The sequence below is a fragment of the Streptomyces sp. NBC_01463 genome (genome assembly GCA_036227345.1).
In the GTDB taxonomy this organism is placed as follows: Bacteria; Actinomycetota; Actinomycetes; order Streptomycetales; family Streptomycetaceae; genus Streptomyces.
This window is the reverse complement of record CP109468.1, coordinates 6,816,402-6,838,823: the sequence shown is the minus strand read 5'-3', so window position 1 is coordinate 6,838,823 and position 22,422 is coordinate 6,816,402. Positions and strand designations below refer to the sequence as shown.

Here is a 22,422-nt window from a genome sequence, read left to right as displayed (position 1 = left end):
CGCGGGTGGGGGCCGGGGTCCTGGGGGACCGTCCGGTACCGGCTGCGCCGTGTGCCCCATTAAAGATCGATTGCCGAGCGCTTGTAAAGAGTTCGCAACGTGGCGGTTACCCGGCAGCCCCCGTCGTCTTCACCTCCCGTCCGTTCCCGCGGCCCATTCGGCCGCCCCCGCGTCCAGCAGCGCGGCCAGCCGGTCCCGGTCCGGCAGCGGTCCGTGGTCACCGGTGACCCGCAGCGCGGCGCCCGCGGTGAGGTGTCCGAGCCGCAGCGCCCGTACGGTGTCCTCGCCGCGCAGCAGCCCGGCGAGGTACCCGGCGGCGAACGCGTCACCGGCGCCCACCGGTTCGACGACCCCGACCCGGGGCGCGGGCACCGTGTGGACCCGGTCGCCGTCGAACGCGGTGGCCGCCCGGCCGCCGTCCTTGACCACGAGGACGCGGGGCCCGGGCAGCAGCTCGCGCACGGCGGCCGCGTCGGCCAGGTGCCCGCCCCACAGGGCCTGGGCCTCGTCCAGGCCGACGAAGGTGATGTCCGCCCGCCGCGCGAAGCCGAGCAGCACGGTCGCGGCCGTGCCCTCCGGCCAGAGGGCGGGCCGGTGGTTGACGTCGAAGCTGACGGGGCAGGGCCGTTCGTCCGCCGGGGGTTCCAGCAGCGCGGCGACCAGCTCGTGGCAGCTCGCCGAGAGGGCCGGGGTGATGCCGCTGAGGTGGATGAGCCCGGCGGTGCGCACGGCCTCGTCCTCCAGCAGCTCCGGGGTCAGCGCCGAGGCGGCGGAGCCGCGGCGGTAGTAGTGCACCCGGGTGCCGTCGGGGCCGGGGTCCTTGACGAGGAGCCCGGTCGGGCGGTGCGGGTCGGTGCGCACCCCGCTGACGTCGACACCGGACGCGGCGACCTCACCGCGGATGCGGCGGCCGAACGGGTCGTCGCCGAGGGCGGAGACCCAGCGGGCGGGGATCCCGTGGTCGGCGAGGTACACCGCCACGTTGGACTCGGCGCCTGCGATCCGTACCCCGAGCCGGTCGGACCCCTCCAGCGGGGCGGCCGGTTCCGGCACCAGTGCGGCCATGGTCTCGCCGATGCAGGTGACCGGGGGCCGGGCGGTCGCGGTCATGCGGCACTCCCCTGCCGGTAGGCGGCGGCCGGCGGGCCCGGCACCTCGACGCGCACGGCGAACACCGCGCCGTCCAGCGGTCCGGGTGCGGCCAGTCCGTGCCGGGCGCTGGTGATGTACAGGGTGTCCCCGTCGAGGCAGAGCCCGGCGGGCTGCGATGCGGGGAGCCGGATCTGCCGGTCGGGCGTTCCGTCGGCGCGGTAGCGGTGGACGGTGCCGGTGCCCCAGACCGCGGTCCACAGGGCGCCCTCGTCGTCGACCGTCATACCGTCCGGGCTGCCCTCGCCGAACGAGGCGAAGGTGTCCGGCGCCCCCGGCAGACCGCCGGCCGGGTCCACCGGGTAGCGGCGGATGACGCCCTTCGCGCTGTCGGCGAGGTACATCACGGTGCCGTCCGCCGTGAACGCCGGGCCGTTGGGCACGGTCAGGCCGTCCAGCACCCGGGTCACGGAGCCGTCGTGGCCCGTCCGGTAGAGGGAGCCCGCGCCCTCGTCCGCGTCGTAGGACATGCTGCCCGCCCAGAACCGGCCCTGCGGATCGGCGGTGGCGTCGTTCATCCGCATCGCCGTGGCGGCCCCGTCCTCGGGGCGGGCGAGCCACTCGGGGCTGCCGTCCGGGGCGATCAGGCAGACGCCCGTTCCGGCGGCGGCGATCCAGTGGCCGGGGCGGTCGTGGACCGGGGCGACGGCACCCAGGGGGGTGTCGAGCCGGGCCAGTTCGGTGAGCGGGGCCGTGCCGTCGCCGGGGCCGGACAGCAGCCGTCCGGTGAGGATGTCGACGAGGACGATGCGGCCGTCGACCGCGCGGATGCCCTCGCCGAGCCCGAGCCGGTCGGCCCACCGCACGGCCGGTGTGCCGGCGGTCATCGTCCGCTGTCCGCGGGGAGGCGCACGGCGTCGAGGAAGGCCCGGGTGCGTGCCCGCAGCGCGTCGGTGCTGCCGCCGTCGGCCGCGTCGCCGATCAGCGGGGAGCCGACGCCCACGGCGGTCGCGCCCAGGGCGAGGTAGTCGCGGGCCGCCCCGTCGTCCACTCCCCCGACCGGTACGAACGGCAGGTCCGGGAACGGTCCCCGCAGCGCCTTCAGATAGCCCGGGCCGCCGGCCTGCGCGGCCGGGAAGAGTTTGTACGCGTCGGCGCCGAGCCGCCGCGCGGCGACGATGTCGCTCGGCGTCATCACGCCGGCCAGCACGGGCAGCCCGAGCCGTTTCGCCTCGGTGACGCCTTCGCAGACGGCCGGGGTGACGACGAAGTCGGCCCCCGCCTCGTGCACCGCGGCCGCGTCCCCTGCGGTCAGGACGGTGCCGGCGCCGAGGGGTGCGGACGGTCCGAGTGCGGCGCGGGCCCGGCGGATGACGTCGAGCGCGTCCTTGCCGCTGAGGGAGACCTCGATGAGGGGCAGTCCCTCCTCGGCCAGGGTGAGTACGGTCCTGAGTGCGGCGTCCGCGTCGTCGCCGCGCACGATGGCGACGATCCGGTGGGTGCGCAGCTCGGTCAGCAACTCCACGTGCGGGTTTCCTTCCTATCGGTTCTGTACGGCGGTTGTGGTGTCCGCGGTCACGGTGAGGCGCCAGCGGACCTCGCCGCCGGCCGGGACGACAGCGGCGTCGCCCTCGCCGGCGGCCGCCAGGCCGAAGACCCGGCCCAGCATCGGTTCGACCCCGACCGAGCGGTACGGCTCCTGCTCGGGGAAGCCCCCGAGGTTGCGCCACAGGGCGACGGACACCGGCTGCCCCTCGGCCTCCACGGTCATCCGCAGCACGGCTGTTCCATCGTGGACACTCACCTGCCGGGTCTCGACGACCGCGCCGACGGCGGTGCCGTCGTCCGGGCCGAGCCGGTCGAGGCCGGCGGGCCAGGAGCAGGGCGTCCAGTCCGCGCCGCCGTCCGGGTAGCGGCGGACCGGGGTGCCGTCCGGGATTCCGATGCGGGCACCCGGAGCGAGGTCGAGCAGGGCGTGGGCGGCCCACAGGAAACGGTAACCGGGTGCGGCCGTGAGCCGGTAGTCGGCCACCGCCCGGTGCCCGTCGGTCCGGATCAGCCGGCCGAGCCGGAAGTCGGGGCAGTCGACGGACTCGGTGCCGTCGGCCCCCCGCTGCCAGGGCCGGGCCCAGGCGTCGCCGTGGTCGGGGGTGCCGCGCACGGTCGGTACGCACTCCTCCAGACCCCCGGCGTCCGCGAACGCGTCGCCGGGACGGACACCGGCGCGGCGCGGCTCCGGACGCTGCCAGAGCCATTCGCGTCCGGCCGCGTACAGGGAGGTCCACCGGCCGCCGTGTACCGGGTCGGTCCCGATCCGCAGGGGGGCCATGGCGCTCACCACTCGGCGAAGGAGCCGTCGTCGTGCCGCCACACCGGGTTGCGCCAGGCGTGTCCGGTCCGGTCGGCCGCGCGTACGGCGTTCTCGTCGACGGTGATGCCCAGCCCCGGCAGGACGCCGCGCCGGGCGTGCCCGTCCTCGAAGCGGAAGGGTTCGGTGTCGACGACGTAGCTGAGCAGGTCGGCGTCCTTGTTGTAGTGGATGCCGCGGCTCTGTTCCTGGATGAGGAAGTTCGGGGTGGCGAAGGCGATCTGGAGGCTGGCGGCGAGGGCGATCGGGCCGAGGGGGCAGTGCGGGGCGAGCTGCACCCCGTAGGTCTCGGCGAGCGAGCCGATGCGGTGGACCTCGGAGATGCCTCCGGCGTGCGAGAGGTCCGGCTGGGCGACCGCGATCCCGGCCGTCAGCGCGGGCAGGAAGTCGGCGCGTCCGTAGAGCCGTTCGCCGGTGGCGATGGGGACGGAGGTGGCGCCGACGAGGGCGGGCAGCAGGTGGCCCAGCTCGGGCAGGAGGGGTTCCTCCACGAAGAGCGGGTGCAGCGGTTCGATGGCCTGGAGGACCCGGCGGGCCCCGGCCGGGCCGAACCGGCCGTGCATGTCGATGGCGACGTCGCGGCCGGGTCCGAGCGCCTCGCGGGCGGCGGCGACCCGTTCGACGACGGCGGCGGTCTCGGCGGGGGTGTCCAGGGGGGCGGTGCGGCCCGCCGCGTTCATCTTGACGGCGGTGAAGCCGGCCTCGACCTGGGCGGTGATCTCCTCGGTGAGCCGGGCGGGTTCGTCGCCGCCGACCCAGGCGTAGACGCGGACCCGGTCGCGCACGGGGCCGCCGAGCAGGGCGTGCACGGGGGCGCCGTAAGTCTTCCCGGCGATGTCCCACAGCGCCTGGTCGATTCCGGCGACGGCACTGGAGAGGACCGGCCCGCCGCGGTAGAAGCCGCCCTTGCTGAGGACCTGCCAGTGGTCCTGGATGCGCAGCGGGTCCTGGCCGATGAGGTATTCGGCGAGGACGTCGACGGCGGCCCGGACCACTTCGGCGCGGCCCTCGACGACGGGTTCGCCCCAGCCGACGACGCCCTCGTCGGTCTCGATCCGGCAGAACAGCCAGCGCGGCGGTACGAGGAAGGTCTCGATACGGGTGATCTTCACCGGTCCGCGTTCCCCTCGTCGGTGGCCGCTCCGGTGCCGTGCACCCGGTCGAGGTCGCGTACGGCCTGGTCGAGCAGGGCCCGCATGGCGTGTTCCGCGGCGTCCGGGTCCCGGTCGCGCACGGCGTCGAGGACGGCCCGGTGGCTGGGTACGGGGTCCTCGCCGTGCTGGGAGCTGTGCACGATCTCGTCGCGGTGGGCGAGGCCGGACTCGATGACCATCTCCATGCGTTCCAGCAGTTCGTTGTGGGTGGCGGCGAGGAGTGCGCGGTGGAAGGCGAGGTCGGCCTCGACCGCGTGGGCCGCGCCGCCCTCCTGCTCGCCCATCGCGGTGATGGCGGCTTCCAGGGTGACCAGGTCCTCCTCGGTGCGCCGGGCGGCGGCGAGCCGGACGGCGGCCGGCTCGATGATGCCGCGGACCTCGCCGAGGTTGCGCAGCAGTGCCAGGTCGGCGCCGGTGCCGCCGGCGAACTGCCAGCGCAGTACGTCCGCGTCGAGCAGATTCCAGTCCGCGCGGGCCCTGACGAAGGTGCCGCGCTTCTGGCGCGCGTCGACGATCCCCTTGGCCGCGAGGACCTTCAGGGACTCCCGCAGGGCGGTCAGGCTGACGTCGAGCTCGCCCTGGAGCGCCACGAGGTCGAGCGTCGCCCCTTCGGGGATCTCGCCGCTCAGGACCCGGCGCGCGAGAGTCTCCACGGTCTGGCCGTGCACTCCGCGGCGCGCGTATGGCGTCATGTCTGTGTGCCTTTCTGCTGTGCGATGGGGGCTGGGGCGGCGGTCAGGCCGAGGACTTGACGACGGACCAGCCGCCGTCGACGAGCAGGCTCGATCCGGTGATGTAGGACGCCTCGTCGGCGGCGAGGAAGGCGATGGCCGCGGCCGCCTCCTCGGGGGTGCCGAAGCGGCCGGCGGCCGTCTCGGCGACGCTCTGGCGCCGGTCCTCCTCCCCCACCCGGTCCCAGGCCGCGGTCAGGATGGGTCCGGGCAGCACGGCGTTGACCCGCACCTCGGGCCCGTACTCCACCGCGAGCTGTCCGCACAGGGAGAGCAGCGCACCCTTGGAGGCCGCGTAGGCGGGGTGTCCGGGGATGCCCTTGTGGGCGTGGACCGAGGAGGTGAGGACGGCGGCGCCGCGCTGTGCGCGCAGGTCGGGCAGGACCGCCCGGAAGCCGAGGAAGGCGCCGGTGAGGTTCACCGCGAGCTGCCGCTCCCAGGAGGCCACGGTCATCTCGTGGGCGGGGGTGACGTCGACCGTGTAGGCGTTGCTCACCAGGACGCCGACGGGTCCGAAGGTGTGCGCCGCGTCCACGGCCCGCTGCCAGTCGGCCTCGTCGGAGACGTCCGTACGCACGAAGAGGGCCCGGCCACCGTCGGCGCGGATGCCGGCGGCGACACGCTCGCCGGGGTCCGGTGCGATGTCCGCGAGGATCACCGCGGCGCCCTCGGCGGCGAGGCGTTCCGCGGTGGCCGCGCCGATGCCCGAGGCGGCTCCGGTGACCACGGCCACCTTGTCGGCGAAGCGGGGGTTTCCGTTCATGGGGCGGCTCGACTCCTCGGGGTTCGTGCGTGTTCTCGGCGACTCTAGTGACGGTGCGTCGGGCGGGCGGGCTACTGCCGGATCAGGACGGTGAGTTCGGCGTCGTACCGGGCGGTCCAGGCGAACGGCAGTCCGTAGTGCCGCAGATGGGCGCCGCTGTGGACGGCCCCGGTCTGCTGGTCGGTGTAGCGGGCGGCCGGGTCCAGGCCGCGCAGGCGCAGCCGGGCGGGGCGTCCCGGGACGAGCGGCGCCCCGTCCAGGCGGCCGGTGTTCCAGGCGGTGACGGCGATCCGGGCGCCGCCGTGTTCCACGTACTGGACTCCGCAGGTGGCGTCGGCGGGGGTGCCGAGGAGGTGGACCTCGCCGTGGTGGACGACGTCGCGGATCTCCTTGTAGCGGTTCACCCAGACGGCCGCCTCGGCGCGCTGCTCGGCGGACCAGGTGCGGATGTCGGCGCCGATGCCCAGGACCCCGGCCATGGCGGTGACGAAGCGGAAGGCCAGGGAGCGGGGGCGCGGGTCGAAGACGCCGGGTGCGTCGGTGACCCAGGAGCTCATGGTGTGCGGGGCGTGCGCGTGCAGATAGCCGAACTGGATGGCGAGACGGTCCAGCGGGGCGGTGTTGTCGCTGGGCCACATCACGTCGGTGCGGGCGAGGGTGGCGTGCTCGATGCGGCCGCCGCCTCCGGCGCAGCCCTCGACGGTGACGTGCGGGTGGTGGTCGCGCAGGTGGTCGAGGACGCGCAGGTATCCGGCGACGTGCCCGGCGTCCAGGTCCTGTGCCCCGGCGGGTCCTGCGCCGGGCCGGCCGCGTTCGGTGGGCGGGCGGTTCATGTCCCACTTGAGATAGCTGATGGCGTGGTCGCCGAGCAGCCGGTCGAAGGTGGCGATGACGAAGTCCTGGACGTCCCGGCGGCCGAGGTCGAGGAGCAGCTGCTCGCGCACGAGCGTGGCGGGGCGGCCGTCGATCCGGTAGACCCAGTCGGGGTGTTCGGCGTAGAGCGCGGACGCCGGGCTGACCGACTCGGGTTCGACCCAGAGGCCGAAGTCCATTCCGGTGGCGCGGACCTCGTCGATGAAGTGGTCGAAGCCGTCGGGGAAGTTCGCCGGGTCGGGGTGCCAGTCGCCCAGTCCGCCCTTCTCGTCGTGCCGTCCGGTGAACCAGCCGTCGTCGACGACGAACAGTTCGGCGCCCATGCCGGCGGCGATCCGGGCGAGTTCGAGCTGGGCGGCGGCGTCGACGTCGAAACCGGTCGCCTCCCAGGAGTTGTAGAGGACCTTGCGGGTGCGGTCCATCCGGCCGCCGCTCAGCCGGCGCTCGTAGCGGTGCCAGACCCGGGCCAGGCCGTCGAGGCCGTCCGGGCTGAACGCGCAGGCCAGCCGGGGGGTGGTGAGGGTGTCGCCCGGGGTGAGCCGGACGGCGCCCTCGTGGGGCACCCGCCCGGCCGCGATCCGTACCGCGCCGCCGGGTTCGGCGTCGGCGGTCAGGTGCCAGTTGCCGGACCACTCCAGCGCGACGCCGTACGTCGGGGTGTCGTGGCCGTCCGGGGCGGCGGCGTCCTGGACGGCGAGCCAGGGCACGTAGGCGTGGCCGGGGACGCCCTGGGTGGAGGCCATCTCGAAGCGGCCGCGGTTCAGTTCGAGCTGGGTGCGGGTGAACTCCTGGCACCACTGGCCGGTGAGGTAGGTGAGCCGGGCTCCGTCGGTGACGGGGACGGTGACGGCCGCGGAGTGGATGCGTTCCAGCCGCAGTTCCCCGTCGCCGGTGCAGCTCAGCTCGGTCCAGCGCAGGATCACGTCGGTGCCGGGCACGGTCTCGTAGCAGAGGACCGCGCGCAGTCCCTGCAGCTCGTCGGTGAAGGCGAGGCGCAGGGCGTGGTCGCCGTCGGCGGTGGCGGAGTCGAAGGTCCACCAGGTGCCGCGGTCCTGGCCGTGGCGGCCGGCGACGAGTTCGGCGCCGGTGAAGGGGCGCATCCCGTACGGCAGGTACTCCGCGGGGGCGGCGTCGGCGGGGGTGATGAAGTGGGTGCGGTGCGGGTGCGCGAAGGGCGACTCGCCCGTCTCGACGCCGTGCGGGCCCCAGGCGGTGAGCTCGGCCCAGCGGCCCTCGCCGGCGATCCGTACCGCGTAGGTGGTGTTCTCGGTGCGCAGCAGCCACCGGTCGTGCGGGGTCACTTGACTGCTCCCAGATTGAGGCCGGCCACGAAGTGGCGCTGGAACTTGAGGAAGACGATGACGGTCGGGGCCGCGGCGATGACGGAACCGGCCGCGATGACGTTCCACATGGAGACGTACTGGCCCTGGAGTCCGATGAGCGAGGCGGTGATGGGCATCCGGGTGTCGGTGCGCAGCACGGTGATGGCCCACAGCAGGTCGTTGAAGATCCAGGTGAACGACAGGGCGCTGAGCGCGGCCATGGCGGGCTTGGCGAGCGGCAGGATGATCCGGGTGTAGATCTGCCAGGGGCCGGCGCCGTCGATGACGGCGGCCTGCTGGATCTCCGGCGGGATGGACCGCATGAAGCCGTGCAGCACGAAGACGTAGAAGCCGATGCCGAAGCCGACCTGGACGCCGATGAGGGCGTACAGCGAGTCGTACAGGCCCAGCAGTTCGCTGAGTTTGGAGACCGGGACCAGCAGGATCTGCGGGGGCAGCAGGTTGCCGCCGAGCATGAGCAGCAGGAGCGTGCGGCGCAGCGGTACGTCGTAGCGGCTGAGCGCGAACGCGGCCGTCGAGGCGAGCAGCAGCGACAGCAGCACCGACGGGATGGTGACGAGCAGGCTGTTGATCAGTGCGCGCTGCTGGCCGCCGTCCACCCAGGCCTGGCGGAAGCCGTCCAGGGTGAAGGAGTGCGGCAGGCTGCCGACTCCGTGGGCGGCGACGTCGTCGAAGGACCGGACGCTGGTGACGAGGACCAGCGCGATGGGCAGCAGCCAGAGCACCGCGAGCAGTCCGGCACTGGCGTGGAAGCCGGCGGTGCCCCAGATCCGTCGCCGTCCCGGTCCGGTGCGCGGGGTCGGGGTGTGGGTGGCGGTCATGCGTCGGCCTCCCGGAAGGCGCGGACGAGGTAGGACGCGATCACCCCGAAGGCGAGCAGGAAGATCACGACCGCGAGGGCGGAGCCGTAGCCGAGTCGCAGCGACTGGAAGGCGGTGGAGTACATGTAGGTGCTGAGGAGTTCGGAGGAGTGGTACGGGCCGCCGCGGGTGAGCGCCCACACCACGTCGAAGGAGCGCAGCGAGTCGATGACGATCACCGACAGGACGACGGCGTTGACGCTGCTGAGCTGCGGGAGCGTGATGTGGCGGAACTGCTGCCAGCGGGTGGCGCCGTCCACCTTCGCCGCCTCGTAGAGCACCGGGTCGATGCCCTTGAGGCCGGCGAGGTACAGCACCATCACGTAGCCGATCTGGCGCCACAGCGCGGGCACGATCACGGCGTACAGGGCGGTGTCCTGGTCGGCGAGCCAGGCGTGGGTGAGGCCGGAGAGCCCGACCGCTTCGAGGGTCTTGTTGATCAGCCCGTCGGGCTGGTACATCGCCTGCCAGACCAGCGCGGTGGCCACCAGCGAGAACACCACGGGCAGGAAGAGCGCGGCACGGTAGAAGCCGACGCCGCGGCGTTCCTGCTGGAGCAGCAGGGCCGCGCCGAGGCCGAGGGCGGCGGAGAGGCCGCCGAAGAGCAGCAGCCAGATCACGGTGTCCAGGGCGGCGGTCCGGAAGACCGCGTCGCCGAACATCTCGCGGAAGTTGCCGAGTCCGATGAACTCCGGGGCGGAGACCCCGTCCCACTTGGTGAAGGCGAGGTAGAAGCCCTGGAGCGCCGGCCAGAACACCCAGAAGGCCTCGGCGAGCAGCGGTACGAGGACGAAGGCGAGGACGACGGGCGGGACCCGGGTGGCCCGCTTGCGGGCCGGGGGCCGGTGCCCGGTGTGCTCCCGGGTCTCCTTCCGGGGTGCGGTGAGTACCGCCATGTCACTGGCTCCAGATCTTCTGCGCGTCCCGCTGCCACGTGGTGAGGATCGAGCCGATCTCCTTGGGCTTGGCCAGGAAGCGGGTGAGTGCGGTGTCGGCGGTGGGTGCGAGGGCGTCGCTGGAGTCGCGGTTGAAGAACTGCGTGATGTCCGCGGCGCTCTCGATCAGCTTGCGGCCCTTGATGACGAGCGGGGTTCCGCTGTCCTTCGCGTCCGGGTGGGTGGGCAGCGAGGTGCCGGAGGAGCCCTTGAGGTAGATCTCCTGGGCCTCGGCGGTGGCGAGGTAGCGCAGGAGTTCCTTGGTCTCGTCCTTGCGGCCGGTCCGGGCGCTGGCGAAGTAGCCGTCGGTCGGGGCCTCTTCGGCGAGCGGGACCTTCGGGTCGATGACCGGGAAGCGGAAGAAGTCGATGTCGCCGAGCTGCTCCTTGGGCGTGGCGTCGGCGAAGAAGGTGCCGATGAGCATCATGCCGGTGCGGCCCTGGAGCAGCGCGGTCGTCGCGTCCTGGAAGGGCAGCGCGGTCGAGTTGGGGTCGAAGTAGGGCAGTGCCTCGCTCCACCGGTCGAAGACCTTGCGGACCTCGGGGTCGTCGAAGCGGTGCTTTCCGGCGAGCAGGTCGCGGTGGTAGGCCGCGCCGTTGATCCGGATGTTGAGGTAGTCGAACCAGGAGGAGGCGACCCATGGGGTGTTGCCGCCGGCGCCGAGGCCGATCGGGGCGACGCCCTTGCTCTTGAGCTTGTCGCACAGGTCGAGGAACTCGTCCCAGGTCTTCGGCTCCTTCACACCCCACTTGGCGAAGTGGGACTTCCGGTAGAAGACGCCCCACCAGTAGTAGGTGGTCGGGACGAAGACCTTCTTGCCGGCCGAGTCGGTGCAGAGCTTCTTCTGCGCGTCGGAGTAGCCGGCCAGTTCAGGCTTCTGCCAGATGTCGCTGACGTCGAGCAGCAGGTCCTTCTTGGCGTACGACTCCGCGACGGATCCGGGGTACCAGGTGTAGAGGTCCGGCGGGTTGGCCGAGGTGAGGTAGGTCGGCAGCTGGGTGCGGAAGGTCTCCGAGGCGACGGTGTTGAGCGAGCCCGTCGCGCCGCCCTTCTTGTTGAAGGCGTCGACGACCTCCTTCATCGCGGACTTCGCCTGCGGTGCGGAGAGGTTGGACTGCAGGGTGACCGCACCCCCCGAACTCCCCTTCCCGCCGCTGGACGAGGAGGCGACGCAGCCGCTCGTCACCGCGGCGGCGCCGACGGCCGCGGCACCGGCGAGGAAGGTACGGCGGCTCTTTGCTGTGGTGTTCATGGGACTCCCTGTGCGCCCACGGAACGGGGCCCGGCCCCCTGACGGCCGGGCCCTCGTTCGGCTGATACAGACTGACGGGGCGAGTGAGCCACCGTCAAGATTAATTACTAATTTATTTATTCTTATGTGGTCCGCGGCCCCTGATCAGGCAGCGTCCACACTCAGACCGAGCCCTGCCGGACGAGCCCGCCGACACCGCGGAAGGCCGTCAGCACTCCGCCGTCGGGCCCTGCCACGGCGGCGAGTTCCCCGTCGAAGGCCCCGCTGGCGAAGGTCTTCTCCTGGGACCAGTCGCCCCAGCCGCCGGTCGCGGTGTGGGTGCGCTGCCAGAGGGTGTAGTCGCCGGCGCGGACGTAGAGCCGGACCTGTCCCCCGGTGGCGACGAGCGCGGGACTGCCGCTCACGGTGCCGCCCAGCGAGGACCAGTCCGACCAGTGGCCGGAGGCGTCCCGCACCCGGGTGCGCACCGAGTCGTCGTCGGCCCGCACGGCCAGATGGGTGCTCCCCGCCGCGTCGGTGACGGCCGAGGGGCGCCCGTACAGCGCCGTTCCCCCGGGCGCGTCGAACGCCGTCCAGCCGGTCGCGGCGTCACGGCTGTGGATCCGTCCGTCGGTGCCCCTGGCGAACAGGGTCCAGCGTCCCGATCCGTCGTACGCGGCGGCCGGGGTGTCGGCGAGCGCGCCGCCGAGCTTCTGCCAGCGGCCCCAGCGGCCGTCGGCGTACGAGATCCGGTAGGCCGCGTCATCGGTGCCGCGGGCGAAGACGTCGATCCGGCCGCGCCCGGCGGCGTAGGCGGCGGGCTCCCCCACGATCCTGCCGTGCGTCGGTCCGCCGAGGCCGGTGGCCCGGGCGTTCCAGTGCCCGTCGCGCCCTTCGCGCTGCTGGAGCGATCCGTCGGCGCCCCGGGTGAACACGCTCAGCCGGTCGCCGTCCCGCACCAGCGCGGGACTCGCGTCGGACCGGGTGCCCAGCGAGGTGCCCGGCGCCTCGTCCCGGCCGTTCAGCGCGAGGAAGGCGGTGCCGTGCGCGGGCACCTGGACGGTGTACGAACCGGTGTGCGTGCCGCGGCCCTTCCTGGCCCGCAGGTCCCGCACGCCCACCGGACCGCCCAGTCCGGCGTCGGCGAAGCTCACGGTGCGCTCGGCGGCCCGGTCGGACCGGTTGAGGAGCACCACGGCCCGCTTGCCGGTGCCCTTGAGCACCTTGCTGTAGACGTCCCCGGTGGCGTCGGTGGCGACGCGCACGCCCTGGATCGCCAGGGGGTCCTGGTCGACCGCGATGATCTCCGGGTTGCGCAGGGCGTCGGTCATCTCCCGCGGCAGGGTGCGCGGGTCCGAGCCGATGACCAGCGGGGAGCTCATCTCGGCCCACATCACCAGCTGCGTGGTGGACTCCTCCGGCGTCAGCTCGTACGAGCCGTCCGCCAGCTTGCGCGTGGGGATCAGGTAGTCGGGGTCGTTGTAGTGACCCGGCCCCTGAGCCTCCGGATGCCGGGCGTTGGCGTCCAGGCTGCGCAGGATGTTCGGCCACTGGCCGGCGGTCGGGGTGCCCCAGGCGATGTCGGTGCCGGTCCGCCATGAGTCGCCCGTGGTCGGGCCGTAGACGTAGGCGTTGTGGGCGTCCTGTGCCGGGGTGTGCGGCAGGCCCCAGTCGTCGGTCAGCGGGTTGCAGAGATTGAGCAGCATGCGCCGGCCGGACTTGGCGACGGCGTCGCTGAACTCCTTGAACGCGGGCCCGGGATCGATCTTCTCGGTGATCCCGCAGAGGAAGTCGACCTTGATCGCGTCGACCTTCCAGCCGGCGAACTGCTCGGCGTCCTCGCGGTAGTGGCCGCGGCTGCCGAGCCCGCAGGTCTTGCCGCCGTCGTAGGTCCCGGCGTCGGTGTAGATACCGGCCCGCAGCCCGCGCTCGTGCAGATAGTCCACCAGGGCGGGGATGCCGGAGGGGAACCGGCCGGGGTGGGCGACCAGCCGCCCCCGGTCGTCCCGCGGGTCGTCGGCCTGCCAGCCGCCGTCCAGCCAGACGATGTCGTAGCCGCTGTCCTTGAGGCCGCTGCTGACCAGATGGTCGGCGACCGACCTGACCTGGTCCTCGGTGGGGGCGCCCAGGCCGTAGTAGGTGTTCCACCCCATGTACGGGGTCGGCGCGAGGCCGCTGTCGTAGTACGGCGGAGCGGCCGGGCCGGGCCGCTGGCCGGCGTGTGCGGCCGGCGCCGACACGGCGACCAGTACCGCGGCACCCAGAACGGCCGCGGCGCGCCGGGCAGGCGTCATCCTTGCACCATGCGAAATCAACTGATTCTCCCAGAAGTTGGGGATATCCGGCGCCCGGCCTCCGGAGATCACGGGGCGGCGCCACGCACAGGACTGTGACGGCTCACCCATCCCTCCGTCAAGATTAATTACTAATTAAGTGAAAGTTAGGTTCCCGGGCGGGCGTCCGGCCCGGCCGGGAACGGAGACAGCACGGCGGAGGCCGGTCGGACAGATGTCCGACCGGCCTCCGCCGTGCTGTTCGCGGCGTCCGTGCCGCCGCCGTCAGGCCTTGTTCGCCGGGCCGCCGATCTGGATGCCGGCCATGCGGGTCCACTCGTACGGACCCGTGTGGACCTTCGCAGCGAACTCGCCGTCGAAGGACTCGTGCATGGTGATCCCGGACTTCCGCGCGGCGCTCTCGGCGACCGCGTACGAGGGGGCCACCAGGTCGCCCCAGCCGCCGTCCTCGCCGACGAGGACGATGCGGGTGCCCGTCTGCCCGATGTAGGCGAGCTGCCCCTCGGCTCCGCCGTGCGCCTTCGCGAAGGCACCGATCTGCTTGGCCAGCCGGGCCGCCCTGCGCTCCGCGCGCGCCGCCTGCCTGCCGTCCACCTGCTGGGTCTCAGCCGTCTCTGCCATGCACAGGATGCTACCGAGCGGTAGATCCACGTGCGACGGGCGGGGAGCGTGGCGTGGGCCACGATCCCCGCCCGTCGGCAGGTCGAACAGAGGGGGTGCTACCGCAGGAAGGGGTCCACCGCCACGGCGACGAAGAGCAGCGAGACGTAGGTGATCGACCAGTGGAACAGCCGCATCTCCTTGAGCTTCCCGCCGGTCACGCCGGCCTTGGCCCGGTTCAGCAGGCCGTGCGCCTCCCAGAGCCAGAAGCCGCCGGTCAGCAGCGCCACCACCGTGTAGAACCAGCCGGTGTAGCCCAGCGGGGTCAGCAGCAGCGAGACGGCGACCATCACCCAGCTGTAGAGGACGATCTGGCGGGCGACCACCCGATTGGAGGCGATGACCGGGAGCATCGGGACGCCGACCCGCGCGTAGTCGTCCTTCACCTTCATGGAGAGCGGCCAGTAGTGCGGCGGCGTCCAGAAGAAGATGACGGCGAAGAGGATCACCGCGGCCCACGACATCGAGTTCGTCACGGCCGACCAGCCGATGAGCACCGGCATGCAGCCCGCGATGCCGCCCCAGACGATGTTCTGCGACGTACGGCGCTTGAGCAGCATCGTGTACACGACGACGTAGAACAGCAGGGCGCCGAGCGACAGGGCCGCCGACAGCCAGTTCACCAGCAGCCCGAACCAGACCGTCGAGACCACCGCGAGGGCGATGCCGAAGGCCAGGCACTCCCGCGGGCTCACCATGCCGGTGACCAGCGGGCGCTGCGACGTACGGTCCATCAACGCGTCGATGTCGCGGTCGATGTACATGTTCAGTGCATTGGCACCGCCGGCGGACAGGTATCCGCCGATGGTGGTAGTGAGCACGAGCCACAGGTCGGGTACACCCTGAGCGGCCAGGAACATCACCGGAACAGTGGTGATCAGCAACAGCTCGATGATCCGAGGCTTGGTCAGTGCCACGAATGCCTTGACACGGGCCCCGAATGGGCGATGGCCCCCTGGGCTCGGAGTCAAGGCGACCCCTGCGGGTCGGGACTCGACGGCCGTCACGCACACCCCTGACAGAGAAATCCCAGCAAGCTCCGGGCGTGAAGGCCCAGTAAAGACTTGCGCGAACCAGACCACTGTAGACGTTGGGGACAGGCCCTCCTTCGCGGGGGTCGGTCGTGTTGATGTGGCGCTGGGCGTTGCTGCGGCACACAAGCGAACCGACTCCCGCGTCCCAGCGGCGCGCCGGTCCGCACGAGGTCTCGAACCACTCGCGCAGGTGTGCGCCGGCGCGCTCACCGAGCGGCCTCAGGAGTGAGCCCGCACGCTCATCGGAGTGACCCATCGGAGGGCCCCGGCGCTCATACGGGAGGCGGATTCGACGGGCCGCCCGCACCCTGGAAGGACCCGGAAATCACGGGTCCGGACGGGGGTAGGCTCGACAACGCCCGGTGCGGTCACAGTCACCGGTTTACGACAGTGGAGAGGAGCCCTGACTCAGGGTGAGCACCAAGCCGACCACCACAGACCTCCAGTGGACCGAATTGGACCAGCGGGCCGTGGACACCGTCCGCGTCCTCGCCGCGGACGCCGTACAGAAGGTCGGAAACGGCCACCCGGGTACGGCCATGAGCCTGGCTCCCGCCGCGTACACCATCTTCCAGAAGGTGATGCGGCACGACCCCGCCGACGCGGAGTGGACCGGCCGCGACCGGTTCGTCCTCTCGGTGGGCCACAGCAGCCTGACCCTCTACATCCAGCTCTACCTGGCCGGGTACGGCCTGGAGCTCGATGACCTGAAGGCCTTCCGCACCTGGGGCTCGAAGACCCCGGGGCACCCGGAGTACGGCCACACCACCGGCGTGGAGACGACGACCGGCCCGCTGGGCCAGGGCGTCGCCAACGCGGTGGGCATGGCCATGGCCGCCCGCTACGAGCGCGGCCTGTTCGACCCGGAGGCCGCCCCCGGCACCTCCCCCTTCGACCACATGGTGTGGGCCATCGCCGGTGACGGCTGCCTCCAGGAGGGCATCTCCGCGGAGGCGTCCTCGCTGGCCGGGCACCAGAAGCTGGGCAACCTGGTCCTGCTGTGGGACGACAACCACATCTCCATCGAGGGCGACACGGAGACCGCGGTCTCCGAGGACACCCTGAAGCGCTACGAGGCGTACGGCTGGCACGTCCAGCGCGTCGCGCAGCTGCCCAGCGGCGACCTGGACCCCGCGGGTCTGTACAAGGCGCTCCAGGCCGCCAAGGCCGAGACCACGCGGCCGTCGTTCATCGCGGCCCGCTCGATCATCGCCTGGCCCGCCCCGCACGCCCAGAACACCGAGGCCGCGCACGGCTCGGCGCTCGGCGACGACGAGGTCGCCGCGACCAAGAAGGTGCTGGGCTTCGACCCGGAGAAGTCCTTCCAGGTCGCCGACGAGGTCATCGCGCACACCCGTGAGGCGCTGGACCGCGGCCGCGAGGCCAGGGCCGAGTGGGAGAAGACGTTCGCCGCGTGGCGCACCGCCAACCCGGAGCGCGCCGCCGAGTTCGACCGGATCTCCGCGGGCGAGCTGCCCGCGGGCTGGGAGGACAAGCTCCCGGTCTTCGAGCCCGGCAAGGACGTCGCCACCCGCGCGGCCTCCGGCAAGGTGCTCCAGGCGCTCGGCGAGATCGTGCCCGAGCTGTGGGGCGGCTCCGCCGACCTCGCGGGCTCGAACAACACCACGATCGACAAGACGTCGTCGTTCCTCCCGGCGGGCAACCCGCTGCCGGGCGCGGACCCGTACGGCCGCACGATCCACTTCGGCATCCGCGAGCACGCCATGGCCGCGGCCATGAACGGCATCGCGCTGCACGGCAACACCCGCATCTACGGCGGCACCTTCCTGGTGTTCTCCGACTACATGCGCAACGCGGTGCGGCTGTCCGCGCTGATGCACGCGCCGGTGACGTACGTGTGGACGCACGACTCGATCGGTCTCGGCGAGGACGGCCCGACCCACCAGCCGGTGGAGCACCTGGCCTCGCTGCGCGCCATCCCGGGCCTGAACGTCGTGCGCCCGGCCGACGCCAACGAGACCTCCCTCGCCTGGCGCGAGGTCCTGCGCCGCTACACCAAGGTGTTCGGCAAGGGGGCTCCGCACGGTCTGGCGCTGACCCGCCAGGGCGTGCCGACGTACGAGGCGAACGAGAACACGGCCAAGGGCGGCTACGTCCTCTTCGATGCCGAGACGCCCGATGGGAACAGCGCGGCGCCCCAGGTCCTGCTGATCGGTACCGGCTCCGAGGTGCACCTCGCCGTCGAGGCGCGCGAGGAGCTCCAGGCCGCCGGCATCCCGACCCGTGTGGTGTCGATGCCGTGTGTCGAGTGGTTCGACGAGCAGGACCAGGCGTACAAGGACAGCGTTCTGCCGCCGTCCGTGAAGGCCCGGGTCGCCGTCGAGGCGGGCATCGGCCTGACCTGGTACCGGTTCGTCGGGGACGCCGGCCGGATCGTCTCGCTGGAGCACTTCGGTGCATCGGCCGACGCCAAGGTCCTGTTCCGCGAGTTCGGCTTCACCGGCGAGGCCGTCGCGGCCGCCGCCCGGGAATCTCTCGCCGCCGTCACGCGCTGACGCCGTTATACGACTAGTAGGAGATGCAATTCTCATGACAGACGCACTCAAGCGCCTCTCCGACGAGGGCGTGGCGATCTGGCTCGACGACCTTTCACGCAAGCGGATCACCTCGGGCAACCTCGCCGAGCTGATCGACCAGAGCCACGTCGTGGGTGTCACCACCAACCCCTCGATCTTCCAGAAGGCGATCTCGCACGGCGACGGTTACGAGCAGCAGCTCACCGACCTCGCCACCCGCAAGGTCACCGTGGACGAGGCCATCCGCATGATCACCACGGCGGACGTCCGTGACGCCGCCGACATCCTGCGCCCGGTCTTCGACACCACGGACGGCCAGGACGGCCGGGTCTCCATCGAGGTCGACCCGCGTCTGGCCCACCACACGGCGGCCACGGTCGCCGAGGCGAAGCAGCTGGCCTGGCTGGTGGACCGGCCGAACACGCTCATCAAGATCCCGGCGACGAAGGCCGGCCTGCCGGCGATCACCGAGGTCATCGGCAAGGGCATCAGCGTCAACGTCACGCTGATCTTCTCGCTGGAGCGCTACCGCGAGGTCATGGACGCCTACCTGGCGGGCCTGGAGAAGGCGAAGGCCGCGGGCCTGGACCTCTCCAAGATCCACTCGGTGGCCTCGTTCTTCGTGTCCCGTGTGGACTCCGAGATCGACAAGCGGCTCGACGCGGTCGGCACCGACGAGGCCAAGGCGCTCAAGGGCAAGGCGGCTCTCGCCAACGCCCGGCTCGCCTACCAGGCGTTCGAGGAGGTCTTCTCCTCGGACCGCTGGGCCGCGCTGGAGAAGGCGCACGCCAACAAGCAGCGTCCGCTGTGGGCCTCCACCGGTGTGAAGGACCCCGCGTACAAGGACACCCTGTACGTGGACGACCTGGTCGCCCCCGGCACGGTGAACACCATGCCCGAGGCCACCCTGGACGCCACCGCGGACCACGGGCAGATCACCGGCAACACCATCGCCGGTACCTACGAGCAGGCCCGCGCCGAGCTCGACGCCATCGGCGGCCTCGGTGTCTCGTACGACGACGTCGTGCAGCTGCTCGAGGACGAGGGCGTCGACAAGTTCGAGGCGGCCTGGATCGACCTGCTCAACTCGACCGAGGCGGAGCTCAAGCGCCTCGCCCCTTCGGAGGGCTGACCACTTTGTCTGGTGTTCCCGGAGCCAACCCGCTCCGTGACGCCCAGGATCGACGGCTCCCGCGCATCGCGGGGCCGTCGGGCCTGGTCATCTTTGGCGTCACGGGCGATTTGTCCCGTAAAAAGCTGATGCCCGCCGTCTACGACCTGGCCAACCGCGGCCTGCTGCCGCCGGGCTTCTCGCTCATCGGTTTCGCACGCCGCGAGTGGCAGGACGAGGACTTCGCACAGGAGGTCCACGACGCCGTCAAGCAGCATGCCCGTACCCCGTTCCGTGAAGAGGTCTGGCAGCAGCTCATCCAGGGGATGCGCTTCGTCCAGGGCGACTTCGACGACGACGACGCCTTCGAGACCCTGAAGGCGACCATCCAGGAACTCGACAAGGCACAGGGGACGGGCGGCAACTTCGCCTTCTACCTCTCCGTGCCGCCGAAGTTCTTCCCCCAGGTCGTCCAGCAGCTCAAGAAGCACGGGCTCGCGGACCAGAAGGAGGGCTCCTGGCGGCGTGCCGTCATCGAGAAGCCCTTCGGTCACGACCTCAAGAGCGCGCAGGAGCTCAACCAGCTCGTGCACGACGTGTTCCCGCCCAACGAGGTCTTCCGGATCGACCACTACCTGGGCAAGGAGACGGTCCAGAACATCCTGGCGCTGCGGTTCGCCAACACGATGTTCGAGCCGATCTGGAACCGGTCCTACGTGGACCACGTCCAGATCACGATGGCCGAGGACATCGGCATCGGCGGCCGGGCCGGCTACTACGACGGCATCGGCGCAGCCCGTGACGTCATCCAGAACCACCTGCTCCAGCTGCTGGCGCTGACCGCGATGGAGGAGCCCGGCTCCTTCCACCCGAAGGCCCTGGTCGCCGAGAAGCTCAAGGTGCTCACCGCCGTCGAGCTGCCGGAGGACCTCGGCAAGCACACCGTGCGCGGCCAGTACGCGCACGCGTGGCAGGGCGGCGAGGAGGTCCTCGGCTATCTGGAGGAGGACGGTATCGACCCCAAGTCGAAGACCGACACCTTCGCCGCGATCAAGCTGACGATCAACAACCGCCGCTGGGCGGGCGTTCCGTTCTACCTCCGTACCGGAAAGCGGCTCGGCCGCCGGGTCACGGAGATCGCGATCGTCTTCAAGCGCGCCCCCTACCTCCCGTTCGAGTCCGGGGCGACCGAGGAGCTGGGCAGCAACGCCCTGGTCATCCGGGTCCAGCCGGACGAGGGCGTGACCGTGCGGTTCGGCTCCAAGGTGCCCGGCACCTCGATGGAGGTCCGGGACGTCACGATGGACTTCGCCTACGGCGAGTCCTTTACGGAGTCCAGCCCGGAGGCCTACGAGCGGCTCATCCTCGATGTGCTGCTCGGCGACGCCAACCTCTTCCCCCGCCACCAGGAGGTCGAACTCTCCTGGGACATCCTCGACCCGATCGAGGAGTACTGGGACAAGCACGGCAAGCCCGCGCAGTACCCGTCGGGCACCTGGGGCCCGGCCGAGGCGGACGAGATGCTCGCACGAGACGGACGGAGCTGGCGCCGGCCATGAAGATCGATCTCACGGAAACCACGTCCAGCAAGATCAACCAGGCCCTGGTGTCGGCCCGCCGCGCCATCGGCACCCCGGCGATCGGCATGGTCCTCACGCTGGTCATCGTCACCGACGAGGAGAACGCGTACGACGCGCTCAAGTCGGCGGGCGACGCCTCGCGCGAGCACCCCTCGCGGATCATCGCGGTGATCAAGCGGGTCAGCCGCTCGCCGCGCAGCCGGCGCGACGCCCGGCTGGACGCCGAGGTCCGGGTCGGCTCGGACGCGGGCACCGGCGAGACCGTGGTGCTGCGGCTCCACGGCGAGCTGGCCAACCACGCCCAGTCGGTCGTCCTGCCGCTGCTGCTGCCGGACGCCCCGGTCGTCGTCTGGTGGCCCGAGGGCGCGCCCGCCGATCCGGCGAAGGACCCGTTGGGCGCACTCGCCCAGCGCCGGATCACGGACACCTATTCGGCGGAGCACCCGATCGACGAGCTGGCGGTGCGCGCGAAGACGTACACCCCCGGCGACACCGATCTGGCCTGGACCCGGATCACGCCCTGGCGCTCGATGCTGGCGGCAGCGCTCGACCAGCAGGCCGTGGACGTCCTCTCGGCGACGGTCGAGGGCGAGTCCGAGAACCCGAGCTGCGAGCTGCTGGCCATGTGGCTCGCCGACCGGCTCCAGGTCCCGGTCGAGCGCACCATGTCGGGCGGTCCCGGTCTGACGGCCGTCCGGATGGAGACGAAGAACGGCACGATCGTGCTGGACCGGGCCGACGGCTCGCTGGCCACGCTCTCCATGGTGGGACAGCCGGACCGTGCGGTGGCGCTCAAGCGCCGGGAGACCGCGGAGCTGCTCGCCGAGGAGCTGCGCCGGCTCGACCCGGACAACACCTACGAGTCCTCGGTGAAGTTCGGCGTGGACCGGCTCGGCGAGACGGCGAAGCCCAAGGCTGCCGCGGCGGCCAAGCCGGCCGACGCGGCCGCTCCCGCCGCCAAGAAGGCGACGGCACCGGCGAAGAAGGCGGCGTCGAAGTGACCGTCGTCCCGCAGCTCGTCGTGCACCGCGACAAGGAGCTGATGGCGCAGGCCGCGGCGGCCCGGCTGATCACGAAGATCGTGGACGCCCAGGCCGCGCGCGGGGACGCCTCGGTGGTGCTCACCGGCGGGCGCAACGGCAACGGTCTGCTGGCCGCGCTCGCCGGGGCGCCCGCGCGGGACGCGGTCGACTGGTCGCGGCTCGACCTGTGGTGGGGCGACGAGCGGTTCCTGCCGGAGGGCGATCCGGAGCGCAATGTCACGCAGGCCCGCGAGGCCCTGCTGGACTCGGTGCCGCTGGACCCGTCCCGGGTGCACGCGATGCCGGCGTCGGACGGGCCGCACGGCCCGGACGTCGACGCGGCGGCGGCCGCGTACGCCGCCGAACTGGCCGCCGCCTCCCGCCCGGAGGACCACGGGCCGGTGCCGGTGTTCGACGTGCTGATGCTGGGTGTCGGGCCCGACACCCATGTCGCCTCGCTCTTCCCCGAGCTGCCCGCGGTACGGGAGACCGAGCGCACCGTCGTCGGTGTGCACGGGGCGCCCAAGCCGCCGCCCGTCCGCGTCACGCTCACGCTGCCCGCCATCCGGGCGGCGCGCGAGGTGTGGCTGCTCGCGGCGGGCGAGGACAAGGCGGAGGCCGCGGCCATCGCCCTGTCGGGGGCCGGTGAGATCCAGGCCCCCGCGGCGGGTGCGTACGGCCGCAGCCGCACGCTGTGGCTGCTGGACGCGGCGGCGGCCTCGCGGCTGCCGCGCGCCCTGTACCCGCCTGCGTCTGCCTGATCCGTCGTCAGCGGTACGCCTCACAGGCCCGGTTCGCTCCTCGGAGCGGGCCGGGCCTGAGGCGTGAAAGGCTCGG

19 protein-coding genes are annotated in these 22,422 nt (G+C 72.0%); 5 read left to right on the top strand and 14 right to left on the bottom strand.

Annotation, left to right across the window (positions count from 1 at the left end; translation table 11 throughout):
* Positions 1 to 129: 129 nt before the first annotated feature.
* The 14 genes from OG521_30150 to OG521_30085 form a co-directional block, all read right to left on the bottom strand.
* Entirely contained in the window at positions 130 to 1,110 is a 981-nt protein-coding gene (locus OG521_30150) for a sugar kinase (protein WUW24797.1), read from the bottom strand.
* A complete protein-coding gene (locus OG521_30145) occupies positions 1,107 to 1,976 on the bottom strand; it encodes an SMP-30/gluconolactonase/LRE family protein (GenBank protein WUW24796.1) in 870 nt (289 codons plus the stop codon). The genes OG521_30150 and OG521_30145 overlap by 4 nt, the downstream gene beginning before the upstream one ends.
* Positions 1,973 to 2,614, bottom strand: coding sequence for a bifunctional 4-hydroxy-2-oxoglutarate aldolase/2-dehydro-3-deoxy-phosphogluconate aldolase (locus OG521_30140; protein WUW24795.1), 642 nt, complete (start codon positions 2,612 to 2,614; stop codon positions 1,973 to 1,975). Before OG521_30140 ends, OG521_30145 begins: the two co-directional genes overlap by 4 nt.
* Before the next feature lie 15 nt (positions 2,615 to 2,629).
* Complete coding sequence (locus OG521_30135; protein WUW24794.1) at positions 2,630 to 3,418, bottom strand: hypothetical protein; 789 nt, start codon at positions 3,416 to 3,418, stop codon at positions 2,630 to 2,632.
* Between the two features lie 5 nt (positions 3,419 to 3,423).
* Positions 3,424 to 4,569: a galactonate dehydratase gene (gene dgoD / locus OG521_30130; GenBank protein WUW24793.1), complete on the bottom strand. Its 1,146-nt coding sequence runs from the start codon at positions 4,567 to 4,569 to the stop codon at positions 3,424 to 3,426.
* On the bottom strand, positions 4,566 to 5,303 hold the full coding sequence (locus OG521_30125; GenBank protein WUW24792.1) for an FCD domain-containing protein: 738 nt from the start codon (positions 5,301 to 5,303) through the stop codon (positions 4,566 to 4,568). Before OG521_30125 ends, dgoD begins: the two co-directional genes overlap by 4 nt.
* Positions 5,304 to 5,346: 43 nt before the next feature.
* Positions 5,347 to 6,105 carry an SDR family oxidoreductase gene (locus OG521_30120; protein ID WUW24791.1) on the bottom strand — a complete coding sequence of 253 codons (759 nt, stop codon included), beginning with the start codon at positions 6,103 to 6,105 and terminating at the stop codon, positions 5,347 to 5,349.
* Positions 6,106 to 6,176: 71 nt separating this feature from the next.
* Entirely contained in the window at positions 6,177 to 8,279 is a 2,103-nt protein-coding gene (locus tag OG521_30115; protein ID WUW24790.1) for an alpha-galactosidase, read from the bottom strand.
* Entirely contained in the window at positions 8,276 to 9,142 is an 867-nt protein-coding gene (locus OG521_30110) for a carbohydrate ABC transporter permease (protein ID WUW24789.1), read from the bottom strand. The genes OG521_30115 and OG521_30110 overlap by 4 nt, the downstream gene beginning before the upstream one ends.
* Positions 9,139 to 10,077, bottom strand: a complete 939-nt coding sequence (locus OG521_30105; GenBank protein WUW24788.1) for a sugar ABC transporter permease — start codon at positions 10,075 to 10,077, stop codon at positions 9,139 to 9,141. The genes OG521_30110 and OG521_30105 overlap by 4 nt, the downstream gene beginning before the upstream one ends.
* Position 10,078: 1 nt before the next feature.
* Positions 10,079 to 11,368: an extracellular solute-binding protein gene (locus tag OG521_30100; GenBank protein WUW24787.1), complete on the bottom strand. Its 1,290-nt coding sequence runs from the start codon at positions 11,366 to 11,368 to the stop codon at positions 10,079 to 10,081.
* 161 nt (positions 11,369 to 11,529) lie between these two features.
* Positions 11,530 to 13,641: a glycoside hydrolase family 27 protein gene (locus OG521_30095; protein WUW24786.1), complete on the bottom strand. Its 2,112-nt coding sequence runs from the start codon at positions 13,639 to 13,641 to the stop codon at positions 11,530 to 11,532.
* A gap of 264 nt (positions 13,642 to 13,905) precedes the next feature.
* A complete protein-coding gene (locus OG521_30090) occupies positions 13,906 to 14,262 on the bottom strand; it encodes a hypothetical protein (GenBank protein WUW24785.1) in 357 nt (118 codons plus the stop codon).
* Between the two features lie 98 nt (positions 14,263 to 14,360).
* Positions 14,361 to 15,314: a heme o synthase gene (locus OG521_30085; GenBank protein WUW24784.1), complete on the bottom strand. Its 954-nt coding sequence runs from the start codon at positions 15,312 to 15,314 to the stop codon at positions 14,361 to 14,363.
* A gap of 434 nt (positions 15,315 to 15,748) precedes the next feature.
* On the opposite strand from OG521_30085, the gene tkt reads away from it, so the two are divergent.
* From tkt to pgl, 5 genes are read left to right on the top strand one after another with little or no spacing between them, the layout of a single operon-like run.
* Positions 15,749 to 17,851 (top strand): transketolase, encoded by a 2,103-nt coding sequence (tkt, locus tag OG521_30080; protein WUW24783.1) that lies wholly within the window; start codon positions 15,749 to 15,751, stop codon positions 17,849 to 17,851.
* 34 nt (positions 17,852 to 17,885) lie between these two features.
* Positions 17,886 to 19,004, top strand: coding sequence for a transaldolase (tal, locus tag OG521_30075; protein WUW24782.1), 1,119 nt, complete (start codon positions 17,886 to 17,888; stop codon positions 19,002 to 19,004).
* Positions 19,005 to 19,009: 5 nt separating this feature from the next.
* Complete coding sequence (zwf, locus tag OG521_30070) at positions 19,010 to 20,542, top strand: glucose-6-phosphate dehydrogenase (protein WUW24781.1); 1,533 nt, start codon at positions 19,010 to 19,012, stop codon at positions 20,540 to 20,542.
* Positions 20,539 to 21,564 carry a glucose-6-phosphate dehydrogenase assembly protein OpcA gene (gene opcA, locus OG521_30065; protein WUW24780.1) on the top strand — a complete coding sequence of 342 codons (1,026 nt, stop codon included), beginning with the start codon at positions 20,539 to 20,541 and terminating at the stop codon, positions 21,562 to 21,564. The genes zwf and opcA overlap by 4 nt, the downstream gene beginning before the upstream one ends.
* A complete protein-coding gene (pgl, locus tag OG521_30060; GenBank protein ID WUW24779.1) occupies positions 21,561 to 22,346 on the top strand; it encodes a 6-phosphogluconolactonase in 786 nt (261 codons plus the stop codon). The genes opcA and pgl overlap by 4 nt, the downstream gene beginning before the upstream one ends.
* Positions 22,347 to 22,422 lie beyond the last annotated feature (76 nt).